Annotated in this window: 8 protein-coding genes; 1 reads left to right on the top strand and 7 read right to left on the bottom strand. The window is 57.6% G+C overall.

What is annotated here, in order from left to right:
- The first annotated feature begins 27 nt into the window (after positions 1 to 27).
- On the top strand, positions 28 to 1,056 hold the full coding sequence (locus tag HK22_RS01145) for a methionine synthase (RefSeq protein WP_062027303.1): 1,029 nt from the start codon (positions 28 to 30) through the stop codon (positions 1,054 to 1,056).
- Between the two features lie 52 nt (positions 1,057 to 1,108).
- Here HK22_RS01145 and HK22_RS01140 read toward each other — a convergent pair whose 3' ends face one another.
- The 7 genes from HK22_RS01140 to HK22_RS01110 form a co-directional block, all read right to left on the bottom strand.
- A complete protein-coding gene (locus HK22_RS01140) occupies positions 1,109 to 2,020 on the bottom strand; it encodes a LysR family transcriptional regulator (protein WP_062027305.1) in 912 nt (303 codons plus the stop codon).
- 66 nt (positions 2,021 to 2,086) lie between these two features.
- Positions 2,087 to 3,853, bottom strand: a complete 1,767-nt coding sequence (locus tag HK22_RS01135; protein WP_198945448.1) for an amidohydrolase family protein — start codon at positions 3,851 to 3,853, stop codon at positions 2,087 to 2,089.
- Between the two features lie 49 nt (positions 3,854 to 3,902).
- Positions 3,903 to 6,407 (bottom strand): zinc-dependent metalloprotease, encoded by a 2,505-nt coding sequence (locus HK22_RS01130; protein ID WP_086648157.1) that lies wholly within the window; start codon positions 6,405 to 6,407, stop codon positions 3,903 to 3,905.
- Between the two features lie 97 nt (positions 6,408 to 6,504).
- Positions 6,505 to 9,282 (bottom strand): TonB-dependent siderophore receptor, encoded by a 2,778-nt coding sequence (locus HK22_RS01125; RefSeq protein ID WP_198945447.1) that lies wholly within the window; start codon positions 9,280 to 9,282, stop codon positions 6,505 to 6,507.
- 436 nt (positions 9,283 to 9,718) lie between these two features.
- Positions 9,719 to 10,855 carry a M20 family metallopeptidase gene (locus HK22_RS01120; RefSeq protein ID WP_198945446.1) on the bottom strand — a complete coding sequence of 379 codons (1,137 nt, stop codon included), beginning with the start codon at positions 10,853 to 10,855 and terminating at the stop codon, positions 9,719 to 9,721.
- A 27-nt stretch (positions 10,856 to 10,882) separates the two neighbouring features.
- On the bottom strand, positions 10,883 to 12,169 hold the full coding sequence (locus HK22_RS01115) for an MFS transporter (protein ID WP_086648038.1): 1,287 nt from the start codon (positions 12,167 to 12,169) through the stop codon (positions 10,883 to 10,885).
- Between the two features lie 40 nt (positions 12,170 to 12,209).
- On the bottom strand, positions 12,210 to 14,543 hold the full coding sequence (locus tag HK22_RS01110) for a TonB-dependent receptor (RefSeq protein ID WP_086648037.1): 2,334 nt from the start codon (positions 14,541 to 14,543) through the stop codon (positions 12,210 to 12,212).
- Between the last annotated feature and the right edge of the window lie 70 nt (positions 14,544 to 14,613).

The raw sequence follows: 14,613 nt of genomic DNA, 5'->3' as shown, positions 1-14,613 counted from the left end.
ATCAAAAACACCAAGGCCGCAATCATCATGAAAACACTTCTCCCGACCTCGACCGCCGGCAGCCTGCCGAAACCTTCATGGCTCGCAAAGCCGGAAACCCTCTGGTCCCCCTGGAAACTGGAGGGGGAGGAACTGGTCGAAGGCAAGCAGGACGCCCTGCGCCTGACGCTGGACAACCAGAACCGTGCCGGCATTGATATCGTCAGCGACGGCGAACAGACGCGCCAGCATTTCGTCACGACGTTCATCGAGCATCTGAGCGGCGTCGATTTCGAAAACCGCCAGACGGTCAAGATTCGCAACCGTTACGACGCAAGCGTGCCGTCCGTCGTGGGCGCCGTGTCGCGCGAAAAGCCCGTCTTCGTCGAGGACGCCAAGTTCCTGCGCAAGCTCACGGACAAGCCGATCAAATGGGCCCTCCCCGGCCCCATGACCATGATTGATACGCTGCATGACGCGCACTACAAGAGCCGTGAAAAGCTGGCCTGGGAGTTCGCCCGCATCCTGAACCAGGAAGCCCGTGAACTTGAAGCGGCTGGCGTGGACATCATCCAGTTCGATGAACCTGCCTTCAACGTTTTCTTCGACGAAGTGAATGACTGGGGCATCGCAACATTGGAAAAGGCCATTGAAGGCCTGAAATGCGAAACCGCTGTCCATATCTGCTACGGCTACGGCATCAAGGCGAATATCGACTGGAAGAACACTCTGGGCTCGGAGTGGAGACAGTACGAAGAGATTTTCCCCAAGCTGCAGCAGTCGAACATTGATCTGATCTCACTGGAATGCCAGAACTCGCGCGTTCCGATGGATCTCATCGAACTCATCCGCGGCAAGAAGGTGATGGTCGGCGCCATCGACGTGGCGACCAGCACCGTTGAAACACCGGAAGAAGTCGCCAGCACGCTGCGAAAGGCCCTCCAGTTCGTCGATGCGGACAAGCTGTATCCGTCGACCAACTGCGGAATGACCCCGCTGTCCCGACAGGTCGCAACGGGTAAGCTGAACGCCCTGAGCGCAGGTGCCGCAATCGTCCGGAAAGAACTTCTGGGCTGACCGGTCTGACGGAGTGGAGGTTGGCACCTGGCCTTCACTCCGTCGTCCCGTTTTACGGGATCAGAACGTCCTGATCCCCGGGACTGGCCGCAAATTTTATGAAATTGGTGAGATACTGGACATCCTCATCCGTTTCGCGCCGTCCCAGAAAAATCTGCTTTGCAATGCCGTGTTTGCCAATCCTGATGGCATGCAGATCAAATCGTGTGGCGTATTCCTCCACCAGCCATCGGGGAAGAACGGCCACGCCCCGGCCATGCGACACCATGACCAGCATGATATCCGTCGTTTCGATCTGCTTCTGCTGACGCGGCGCAATCCCGGCGGGCTGTAGAAACTGCGTGTAAATATCCAGTCGTTCCGTCGGCACCGGGTAAGTGATGAGGGTCTCATCTGCCAGCTGCTCGGGTGTGACACATTGAACATCCCGCAGCCTGTGGCCGCTGCCGACAACTAGCACGAGTTCATAGTCAAAGACGGGGGTAAACTTCAGCTCCGGCTTGTAGAGCGGATCCGGCGTTACGAGAATATCAATCTCGTTGCCCAGCAGCGCCCCAATCCCCCCGAACTGGAATTTCTGCCTGACATCCACATCGACTTTCGGCCAGCGTTCCAGATACGGCGAGACAACGTTGAGCAGCCATTGATAACACGGATGGCACTCCATCCCGATCCTCAGCGTACCGCGCTCTCCATTGGCAAACTGCTCCAGCCGCTCTTCAGCCAGAGAAAACTGTGGCAGAAGCCGGTTCGCAAGCGAAAGCAGCCACTGCCCCGCCTGCGTCAGAACCAGCGACCGCCCCTCCCGACGCCAGATCTTCACACCAAGCTGGATTTCGATCTTGCGGACCGCATGGCTCAGAGCAGGCTGCGTCAGGTTCAGTCGCGCCGCAGCCGCCGTCAGCGACCCCTCCCGGGCGACTTCCTGAATGATCATCAGATGATTGCGTTCGAGAATGGCCATACCCTGTCAGTCATATGCACAAAACTCGTATGCCGACAGGGAAATATTATTCCAGAAGTCCTGCGCCTAGTAGAATTTGAGCGTGTCGGCCTGAAGCCACGCGGTCGTTCCCGGAGCACAGGAAAGACCGATCTCCAGATCGGTGATGTCCCGCCCTGTCCAGGCCCTGTGATGCGGATTGTCCACGCTTGCCAGACTGGTGAACGGAACCCGGATCGTCTGCCAGTGCGCAGACAGCGGCAGGGATGCGCTCCAGGATGCCCCGACCGTCCCGTTGGCCGTCATGCGCGCATCGCAGGATGATCCCCGCACTTCAACGGAAATTCCATGATAGGCCGAGACATCCACGGGCAGGATCGCGCCGGTCGAAAGCGGCACGGAGACACCCGCATAAGGCGTCTTCTGCTGCGCCATGGTCGCCGTCATGAACAGCACATGCCCCTTGCCCGCCTCGCGCGGCATGATTCCGGAGACCTCGACCGTGCGGTCCGGTCCGCGATCCATCGTATCGGTCCGCAGCGTATCCAGCGAGGAACGCCCATCCGTCCGCTCAAAATCATCCACAAGTTTCGCGGCAGGCAGCGGCGCAGGCCATCCGGGCCGCCCGTCGGCAGGCGGAGTTTCAAGCCCGTAGAGCGGCTTTCCATCCACCATGGTCATTGCCACATGATGAATGTCGGAAATCGTCTCCCAGGGCCGTCCATCAAAAACCGTAATATCTGCCCGCAGACCCGGCGCGATGACACCGCGGTCCTTGTCCTGCCCGATCAGGACAGCACTGGAATGCGTCGCAGCCGTCAGGGCCTGCGCCGGCGTCAGACCGGCACGGACCAGAAGTTCGAGTTCATGAAGCGTTGAAAGACCATGCGGCGTCGCAGGCATCCCCGCATCCGTTCCCACGCCGATGATGACGCCCGCGCGAAAGAGCTTGCGGACATTGCGCAGTGCATTGTCGAACAGGACACTGTTCGCAACGACCTTGTGGTCGGAAGAATGAACCCATTTGTCCGGATCGAACACCGAAAGTGTCGGGATTTCACCCATCCCGCTCTCCCGGATGACGCCGACTTCGCCATCGGTCAGCACCCGGTCCTGAAGACCATGCGCCAGCGAATCAACCTTTGCCCGCGCCGCAATCAGCCCCCGTTCGACGGTCAGGGTGTGGGTCATGACCTTGAGACCCTTTAGATGGGCCTCCGCCACGGCCGCCGCCAGCGTCGCTTCATTCATGCTGGTGTTGTCGGGCATGCGGTTGTAGCGCCAGCCATCCGAGAAAATCTTGATCAGGTCCGGATGATACGCCACCACTGCGTCAATCGCCGCTTTCGCGCTGTCCGGAGAACTGATCCAGCGCGTCGTGTTCTGGTCCGCCCAGTCCGCACCATGGCCGCCCGGCGTACTGATCCGGGCCGCAAAATTGACATGCGGCGCATCGAGCTTCGCCAGCCACGCCCGCAAGGGCGCATAGGCTTCCGGCGCTTCGTTGAAATCGCTGACCGTCGTCACACCCGAACGCAGATAGGCGGCGGCGATGGACGGATAATCAGTGGGGTCCCCCGCCACGGTCCAGTGCGTATGAAGATCGAAAAGCCCGGGTGTGACCGCCATGCCGTGCACATCAATGACATGCGCATCGGAAGGAACGGCGATGTCCTTTCCAACCTCCGCAATCCTGCCATCACGGATCACAATGGTCTTCCGCGCCGCCGGAGCGCCCGTGCCGTCAAAAACGACGCCTCCCACAATTGCAGTCGTCTCCGCCATCGCCAGGGGCACGCTTGCGAGCATGAGTGCGGCACCAAGGCTCGCGGTCATCAGGGTTCGTTTCATCATCTGCGTCTTTCAGTCCTTGGCGTTCAGTCTGGCTCGGAAATGGCCGGTTTCAGATCGGGGCATCTTCCGAAAGCCACCCTCCTTCGCCCCCGCCGATGGGCGTTCCCGGCGGAATATTGGCGGCTGGCCGCGTTGTTTTTAACGCCTCGCGCCCCAGACGCGCCTGATCATGCAGCAGGACACTCATTTCCTGACACCAGACCGCTTCATCCCCGTGCCCTTTGAACGCCGCGAAATTCCCGGCCGCCTGCCGGATAGCCCCGGAAAGAGCCAGCGCAACATCCGGCGAGGTATGCGGATCATCGCGCGTCTGGGCCATGCTGAGAATGGTCCGATAGGCAACCCGCCGTTCCAGAGCCGTCTGGTGCCGGGACGCGACATCAGCCGTCAGCCTGTTCAGCAGATCTCCAAGACCGGGCAGCGCAGGATCGCGGGCATGTTGCAGAACCATCCGCTCCAGACGGCCCGGCCCGAGCAGGGAATGCAGCGTGATCTCGGCCGCCGTCTCTGCCGCATTGAGCGGATCGAAAGTGGAAGACCCGGCCATCCGGAAGACTTCGGTATCGTATTGCGGATCAGAGTTGCCATTCACGCCAGACGACAGCATGAGCGTCAGCGCGGGCGAAACGCTCAACACCTTCGGAGACAGCGTCTCCAGCAGGACATCCATCGCCGCATGCTGCCGCTTCGCATCAACCGAGACCGGCAGCGGACTCTGTCCGTCAACAACGGCATAGCGGTAATCCAGCCCACCGATCAGCTTGCCGACAGCCTCGACGTCATAACGATGCACCAGCCAGAGCGGAACGAATTTGCGACGCAGGTCGGACAGCCGCTCTCCCGGATGCAGGACATGAGGCCCAAAATGCGACAGCGCGATCTCACGCACCTTCAGCATCTGCCGCAGATCGTCCGGCGTGTCCCCACCATCCGTCCACATATTGTTGCCCGCGAGTGCGGAATCGCTGTCCCGGCCGTCGATATCGGTGCCGAAACGCATGCCCTGCGCCTCGATCGCTTTGGCCTTGAGCGCCGCGGCCTTCTCCGGATCCTCGCCAGGCTTCGGCTGACCGTACAACCAGTCGATGGCATAGCGGTCCCAGGAGCCGACACCCTTCGCATAGGCATCGGAAAAATCGAGCTTATCGCCCGTTATCCCAATCCGGGGGCCGGGATAATCCATGACGGAGGCACGGTCCTGCGTGCTGGCATAAAAATTATGCACAAGGCCAAGCGTATGACCCACCTCGTGAACGCCAAGCTGCCGCAGCCGGTCCAGCGAAATCCGGACAGGATCATCGGCACGGCCGGTATTCTCGTCCTCAGTCCCCGCCAGCGCCTCGAAGATGATGAGATCCTGCCGAAGCCGAAGCCCTTCCAGCACCACGTTTCCGCGCAGCACTTCGCCCGTCCGCGGATCAATCACACTGATCCCGTAAGAATAACTGCGGGTCTGACGTTCATTCCAGTTGACGATGTTATAGCGGATATCCTGCGGATCGACGCCCGGCGGCAGGATCTTCACCTGGAACGCGTCAATATACCCGGCAGCATCAAATGCGTTGTTCCACCAGGCGACACCCTCGGCCAGAGCGCTCCGCACAGGCTCGGGCGCGGCATTGTCGATATAATAAACGATCGGCTTCACAACCCGCGAGCGCGCTGCGGCCGGATCGGTTTTGAGCAGCCGGAAACGGTTGGCATACTCGATCAGAACATTCTGTCCCAACGGTGCCCCGAAATCATAAACCGCCGTCCCATGACTGCCCGAGCGGATATCCAGCCTGCGCGGCACATATCCCGCCCCCGGAAGACGCACGAGCGAATGATGGACGATGAAGCTGATCTGATGCGGATCTGGGGAAAGCTGGCTGACTTCCTTTCCCGGAGCGTCGGACGCAAAGGTCAGAACGGATTCCGCCTCGATATTGTCGGGAAAAGCCTTGACGCTGGCTGAGTCCACCTGACTGAGGGCGGCAAGCTGATGAAATCCCTTTCCCCCGGCCTCAACCGTATCCGGCAGCTTCATCCCTCCGCCATTGAGCGTTTCGGCAATGGCCATCGTGTCATGCGTATAAAAAGGCGTGAGATCGACCACCGTATGCCCGGCCTGATCGACCGAAACGATATCCAGCATCGCAATCACGCTGAACGGAAAGCTCCGCTTGACCCCTTCCCGAACGTCCGCATCCCCCTGGGACATGAATTTCGGATTTTCAAAAATCACCGCAACCCGCGAGCCGATCCGGCGAAAAGCCAGAATATGCGTCGGCCCGAGCATCCCGTGATCCAGCCGGATATTGGCCGACCCGATCCCTGTCCGCAGCGCACTGGCATAGAGATAGCGTCCATACAGCCCATCACTGTCCGGCGCGGGAAGCGAAACCAGCGTTTTTCCGTTATGCGCATCGACGCGAACAGCCAGCAGTGGCGCCTCTTTCGCCTCCTGACCAGACGCCGATGTTCCGATCCCCAGACCCGCAGTCGCAATGGTGCTCACGAGAAGCAGAAAACGGAAATTTCGTGACGGGCGGAAAAATTTCAAAGGCAACATGAAGACTTCCTGCTTTCTCCGGGAAAGAGCGAAGAAGTTCAGGAGACCATTCCCGAACATAATCCGCCCTTTTCCGGAGGCGATAAACGGCCTGTTTTCAGAAATTCGCAGTAACGGCGACGCGGAAAACCCTTCCCAGATAATTGTAGAGGGACTCATTGGTCTGGGCATAGGCAGGCACGTTGTTTCCGTCAGGCCCGCTCCCGATCAGAACCGGTTTCGAATTGAGCATGTTGTTCATAACGAACGTCGCTCTGACAGGATGATTATAGGCCGTGAAATCATAGGCGATGGACGTATCGAAATAGACAGCACCCTTGATGTGGTTGTTGTTGATCGTCCGATGCTGCGGCGTCGAAACCGGGCAGTTCGTGGTGCACTGGACATAGTCGTTGCCATAAACACCCGAACTGAAACCACGCGCCACGAGATTAAACGTGTAGTTGTCCACCTTATAGAAAGAGCTGATCCGATAATTCCATTTCGGTGCACTGTAATCGCCCGCCAGACTGCCGCCATTCACGCCAGCATAGTTGATCGGATAGACGTTGTTATCAACCGTATTGGAGATGTAGTGCGTGATTTCGCCATGGACCGAGAATGTCCCCGGCAGCTTCTTCCAGATCTTCGCAAGGCGGAACCTGTAGCTCGCCTCGATATCCAGCCCCCGCTCCTTCTGGCTGGCAAAGTTGAACGGCTGTAACAGGATGCTCTGCAATACGCCATTCGAATAATGGATGTTGTTGCACCAGGCCGTTCCGCCGGAATAGCAGAAATCAACGGCATTCTGGCCCGTGACGGTCCCGATCGCATTACTGATATTGATGCTGTAATAATCAACCGACGCCATGAAACCGGGCAGGAAACGCGGACTGAGAACCGTTCCCACGGTCCAGGTGTTCGAGGTTTCCGGTGAAAGACTGGTATTGCCTGTCCGGATCTGCGTGAACGGCTGTGAACCCGGATCAGGGGAATTGGCCGGCAGAACCACGGTATTGTTCAGCGATGTTCCCGCAGCATAAAGCTCGTTCAGATTGGGCGCGCGGATATCATGGCTGTACGTCCCACGGAACTTGATGTCCTGAATGGGCGCATAGGTCGCACCCGTCTTCCAGGTCTCGACGCTTCCGGATGTGGAATAATCCGTATAACGCCCGGCACCATTGATATCGACGCCCTTCAGAACCGGCAGATCAAGCTCAACATAGCCTTCCTTGACGTTATAGGAGCCTTTGTTGGCCAGGAAGTTACCGTACTGCCAGCCTGACTGATATGCGGAGTTCACATAACCCGACACAGACTCACGCCGCCAGTCGCCACCTATGGCAATGGCTGCATTTCCGCCCGGCAGATGGAACATGTCTCCCCCGATATCGAAGGAGGCGACATGCTGCTGAAGCACCTGCTCACGCGCCGGCTGCCCGGTCTGCCCGCCATAGATGTAATTCAGCGCCGCAGCGGAAGGACCGCTCGTGCCAAGACGGTCAATCGGCACACAGCCATTGCCGGGATTGCTGATGGTTGAACGGCACATGATCTGGCCGTTATGCATCACGGCATCCTGAGCCAGAGCCATCCGCGACACATTCCAGGTATTCTTCAGCCGGATATCATCCAACGTCCGGCCATACTGGTAATACCAGTCCCAGTGCCAGTTATTCCCCGCAAACTTGAACTTTCCGTTCATCCCGCCGACATAACGAAACACCTGACGGCTCACATCACTTCCCGGCACCGGAAAGCCCGCATTGCTCGTTCCCATATTGAACGAGTTCAGACCCGCAGCCGCCATCTGGCTGGCGACTTGTGAATAGTCGCGGTTCAGATAGGCATTGTCGCGGTTGATCGTAACCCCGGTGCTGGGAGTCTGCTGGTAATAGCTGCTCCCGCTATATTTGTTCCAGGAAAACTGGCCGAAGATCTCGGTATGCTCACTGATGTCGTAGGACGTGCGGTTAAAAACGCTGATACGCTCCTCGCTCGGGGTCAGCGAGTTGGTCCCCACATGCCCTTTCAGCGTCTCCTCCGTATCCCCACCAATCATGTAAGGGCTCGAAGCCGAGCTTCTCACACCATATTTGAGCTGCCCGGTCTGCCCCGGTGCTCCAAAATACGTTCCCGCAAGCGGCCCCGAACTGATCAGACCACCCGACGTATAGGTCGAGGGACCAAACCCTGACCCCACAAGCCGCTGCGGCTGACCATTGGTTGCGGTATAGGCTGGGTTGTTGATCTGGAAATACCCGCTGTCGTTCCAGGAACGGTCAATCGTATCCACACCGAACTGCTGGTAATACTGCGCATCCAGCAGCACATGGAGCTTCCCGTTCAGGAAAGTCTTTCCCATCGTCGCATTGAGCGTATAGTTCGGATCGTCCGCATAAGTCGTAAAGCCGGTATTAGCCGAGAGCTTCACGCCTGAGAATTTCTTGTTCAGAATGAAATTGACGACACCGCCTACCGCATCGGAACCATACTGTGCGGAAGCGCCCCCCGTCACAACTTCCACACGTTCGACAAGGTTCTGCGGAATGGTGTTGACGTCCACCAGCCCCGTGATGGACGAGGGCACCGACCGCTGACCATCAATCAGGATCAGCGTCCGGTTGGCCCCCAGACCGCGAAGATTGACGGAGTTGATCCCGGCCAGCCCCGAAGACAGAAAGCCCGAACTGGTCGCAGACGTACTCCCCTGCGTCACAGCAGGAAGCTGGTTCACCAGTTCAGAAATATTTGCCGGAACCTGGGCCGCGATATCCTCATGTCCCAGCACCGTCACCGGCGTTGGAGAACTGAAGCCGTTACGGACAATATGGCTCCCCGTAACCGTCACCTGTTCCGCCGCGCTGCTTTTGACAGACGTGACTTTCTGCAATTCCTTCTTTTTTGCAGAAGCCTTTACGCTGGTTCCAGAGGATGATCTATGTTCGGTACCGGAACGTTCCGAAGAATTTTTTTTAACATCCACGGAAGATGCGGTAACATCTTTCACATCAGCCGCACATACAGCCGTCATCGGGAAAACACACAGGATCGACGTTGACAGAAGAGAGCGGGAAAAGCGGCCCAGCGGAAACTCTATTTGTGCCATACGAAAGGTTCCTGTGTGATGTGTGTAAAGAAAAATTTACAAAAGTTACCTGATTGAAACAAGAAATTTTTCAGACATTCGCGTTTTGTATTATTCGAATCCCCGGCGTTTCAGGCACCGGCACGGCCCGGAAAAACAATACTCAAAAATCCCGGTCAGAACGCGATTTCCCATACTGCGCAGGATCTCTGAACGTTCTGACGGGCGCCTGAAACACTGCTCAAAGCTGCATGATCAACTCTGTCAGCAGGTTCCATCTCACAGGAATACTGGAAATTTCTATATATTCCTGCAGGGTATGGGCTCCGTCCCCCACAATACCGAGTGCATCAAGGGTCGGAACTCCCATCGCGGCAGAGAAATTGCCGTCCGAACCGCCACCGGTAGACAGATCGAACAGGGTCTGACCGTCCGCAATGGAAATGGCTTCCGCTTTTTCAACCAGTGCGGCAATTCCGTCGTTTTTCACATACCCAGGGCGGTTGATCCCGCCTTCAACAAAGAAACCAACATCCGGATCCACAGCCTCGAGACCCAGAATACGCTCATTCATTTCCGTCCCGGTCGCACCATCCGGAACGCGCAGATCAACGACCGCCGAGGCGTGCTCTGCCACGACATTGGCCCCCGTCCCTCCGGAAATGAGACCGACATTGACCGTGATGCCCCGGCTTTCATCCGTCATGGCTTCAAGCGCCAGAATCTGGTGAGCAAGTTCGCGGATTGCACTCCGCCCTTCGGCATGCGCCCGACCGGAATGAGCCGGACGGCCCTGACATGACAGGAAGTACCGCCCAACGCCTTTTCGGCCGCTCACGATACCGTTCCCCGGTCGTCCCGGTTCCGTCACGAGCACATACCGGGCTCTGGAAGCTTCGTCTTCAATCAACGACCGGGATGACGGACTACCGATTTCCTCATCCGACACAACCAGCATTCGTATTGGCAACGGCGACTGCCGGGACAGTCTGGCCAGCGCCCTGAAAGCCAGCAGAACGCCCGCTTTCATGTCAGCAATGCCCGGCCCGTACAGCCTGTCCCCTTCCTGTTTCCACGGCAATCCATGGGCGAGCGTTCCGACGGGATGGACCGTATCAATATGGCAGAGCAGCAGGATACCCTTCTCATTCGACATCCGTTCGGGATCGAAAAGAACAAAATGATCCCCCAGCGCCGCCCCGCGCGTGTCCATGTTGCCGTCGTGCACCTCGGCTGCCAGCCCGACATTCCTGGCGCTGGACATGATCAGCCGCCCCAGTTCATCCACCTTGTCGGGACTGGTGGTCGGCGTTTCGATACTGACCCAATCCTTGAGTTCCGCAAGAAACGACGACAGGTCTTCAGATGACATCTTCATAAAGAAAACTTTCAGAGAACTGGAAAATCAGGGCGTATGAAGGCCGGTGGCCAAAGAGGCAGGCGTATCGCGCAGGCGCTTTCTCATCCACAGGAACGGAACCGTGGACAGCAGGGCCATGACCACCACATAAAAACACCATGAGACAGAACTGCCTGTCCGGTTGATAATCACGGTGAAAATGGGCTGGGCCGAACCGCCAAACACAGTCACGGCCAGAGAATAGGCGCAGCCCACACCCACGGTTCTGACAGGCATCGGAAACAGCCGCGTGAGAATACCGGTACCCGTTCCCGAGGCTGCGCCATGGAAAATGGCCAGAAATCCCAGAAGCGAAAAAACAACCGGAAACCCTGCGCCATGAGAAAACAGCATGAAAACCGGAACAATCGTACAGGCCAGAATGACACGGCAGGTCACGACGATCGCCGTCTGCCCGAAAGCTGAAACCAGATACCCACTGGCAATCGCTCCGAATGCCGTACCGGCACCGATCGCAATATTCACCGACAGGGCCGGAAGCGCATGGAAATGCAGGTTTTTCCCGGCAAACAGGGCACAGTAGAGAAAGAAATACTGAAGCACCGTCCCACCCGCCGTAATCAGCATGCCTGACAGAACCTCCACAGGCATTCCGGTGAAAACGGACAGGATATGGGGCGGCTTCTGCTGCCCCGGTTCGGGAACAAGGGTTTCCTCCAACGCACCCCGCAGCCAGAGCCCGATCGGCCCGATCATGGCCCCGATGGCAAACGGAATGCGCCACCCCCAGCGGGCAAGCTCATGATGGGTCAGCACAAGGCTGAGCAGGGCTCCCAGAAGTCCGGAAGCGATGGTCGCAAAGGACTGGCTCGCAAGCTGCCAGGACGCCGCTCGCCGCGAGGTTGTCGTATCCGGTGCGGACTCCACCAGAAACGCCGTGGCAGGTCCCATCTCCCCTCCGACCGAAAACCCCTGAAGCAGCCGCGCCACAAGAAGCAGGGCCGGCGCGGCAATCCCGATCGTTCTGTAGCCCGGCAGAATGGCAATCAGCAGAGACCCGATGCACATCGAAAGCAGCGTCAGTGTCATGGCGGCTTTCCGCCCGCGCGTATCGGCATAATAGCCGATCAGCAGAGCCCCCAGAGGCCGTGCGACGAAACCAAGACCGAACACGGAAACCGCCTGCAAAACGCGGACGTAATCATCCGTGCTGCCGAAGAAATAATCACCGATATAGGCCGCATACGCCGTAAAGACCGTAAAGTCGAAAAACTCCAGCGCATTGCCGACAGTCGCGGCAGCGATCGTCCGGGCGGTTTTCCTGCCTGTCATGCATGCTGTCCCTTCTGGCCTGTAACGACGTTCGGCATCATCAGAAATTGTAATTCAAACGGCCACCGATAAACCGGGGCGGCCCTGAAATCGCTGTCTGCACGTTCGTGGCCTGAGAGCGCGTCAGATCATATTTCCGGTCGGCCAGATTGGTCGCATAAACCGTGGCAGACCATTTTCTCGAATTGGGCTCAAACGTCAGGAACGAGTTCAGAAGGAAATAGGCCGGGACGGTCCGGTAAGGCGGATTACCGGGAATCAGACCTTCTGCCCCACGGTAGGAATAATCAACATCGAAGAGAACATGATAATGCGGAAGCACATGAATGGTATAAACAGCAGATCCGTTCATTGAAATCTTGGGAATGCCGCTGTCAACACCATGATAGTTGCTGTAAAACGCCTGCCATATACCGGTCTTGGCGTAATAGGCATTCACCTGTGCCGCATTGATGGAATGAAACTGGTCATAAACGCCCCGCTGATATCCCACGACCTGCGTGAGGGTCAGATCCCGCGTGGGATGCGCCTCCATGGAGCCTTCAATGCCCCAGATGGTCGAGCGCGGCACGCTGACATAAGACCCCACAGACCCATAACTGGGGACAACAATGTTTCCGAGCACCTGCTGGTCACGATAATCATAATAAAAGGCCGCAGCATTCAGGCGCAGACGGTGAGAGAAGAAATCGTTCTTCGTCCCGATCTCATAGGCCAGGATCGTTTCCGGCTTGATGGGCTGTGCCTGCTGCGGCACGACCGTATTATTGGCCGTAAACCCTCCGGGCTTCATGCCTTTGCGAATATCCGCATAAAACAGACTGGTCGGCGTCGCCTGATATTCAATCCCGACCTTCCCGGTAAACTGGTTGGCGAGCGCACCATGCGTTCCGAAGTTGAGGTCGTTGTGCCCGAAGTGAATTGTCGTGAGATCGACAAGCTGCCGGGAATCCGATTCATGTGAAATACTGCCTACAAAACGCAGGTTTTTCAGAACCTTGTACCCCAGCGTAACATACTGGTTGAACGTCTCCTGCGGCGAACTGAACCTCGTCTCGGACATGTACCCACGCAGGGCATAATCCGAGAAATCATAGTAGTTGTTCTGCTTCTGCATGATCCGGTTGTAATAAAGACCGGCATCCCAGCTGAATCGGCTCGCACTGTCTTTCAGGCTGTGAAAACTGACTTCCTGTGTGAACGAATTCGCAACCTGAGTGCGATAGTCGTCTGCCGTGGCATACGGCATTCCGTCCTGGTCCTGGTATTCATGAAGCTGAACGGCGTCATAGGCGCTCGAAACATCAAGCTCTCCAAACCGGAAGCGATGCGCCATGGCCAGATGAAAGCCCCAGTTTAGATCATTGAACTGGGGTTTGGTATCATGATAGCCGACCAGCTTCGCAAACGCCGGCTTGATGTCCCAGCCCGTCTGGTAATAGCCAAGATCACGTCCATACTGTCCCGCAAAGGCCGAGAGGTTGTTGTTGATCCTGAAACCCGGAGCTTCCGAGCGGTTCAGGGACCAGTATCCGGTCAGATCCACATCCGTATCTTCATCCGGCTGCCAGGCCAGCTTGCCGCGGATCGCCCCGGTATGCTGATCCCCGAGAGACTGCCCGGTATCACGGTTGGTATAGTACCCGCCCCCTTCAAGAAGCTCCGCCGCCAGACGATACTGAAGATTATGCGTGATGGAGCCGGTGACGAACGCATCGGTCTTGCTCCTGTTGTACGACGCGAAATCTTCGGCAATCCCGGCATGAAACTGCTTTTCCGGCGCCTTGGTCGTAATACGGACCTCACCGCCTGTCGTGGTCTGTCCATGTGTAAAGCCGGACGGTCCGGGATCGACCCCGATACTGTCGATATCGAACAGAGGCCCGGATGTCATGGACGAAATCGGATACGCCACACCATCAATATAGGGCATGACGGAAGGCGTATTGTTCATGGTCAGATCGTTAAAACCAACGCCCCGAAGATGAAAATTCAGCGCACTCGAACCGTACTGGCTTTCAATCTGAAGGTTCGGCGCCAGCTTCTGAATATCCGTCGCGGTGATAACCGCGCGTTGCTGCAGCGTTTCCGAGCTAATCATTGTGGTCGACGAGCCCACATGCTGCTCTGTGTTGAACCGCGTCGGAAGTTTGCGCACCGAAACCTTGATGGTCTCCGCATCCGTAGCTGTCCGGGATGTTGCATGGCCCGCATTCCTGTGACGCACCGAAGCGCCCCCCAAGGGCGCCGCATGTTTGACAGAATGCGCCGAATGCGTGGGCGCGGCTTCGGCAGAACCAAGCGTTGCGCCCACCGTACCGAATGCCAGTGCCGTTGTCAGTTTACAGCTCCGGGAAAGAACGCGCAGCACCATGAAAAGCTTCCTTATAGAGGCCTGTCTATACGCAAGGGCGGATTGCAGGACGCCCCGGATGACAGCCGGA

The organism is Gluconobacter sp. DsW_056 (genome assembly GCF_002153595.1).
In the GTDB taxonomy this organism is placed as follows: Bacteria; Pseudomonadota; Alphaproteobacteria; order Acetobacterales; family Acetobacteraceae; genus Gluconobacter; species Gluconobacter albidus.
Note: the sequence above shows the minus strand (reverse complement) of the source record. Positions and strands in the feature narration are given on the sequence as shown.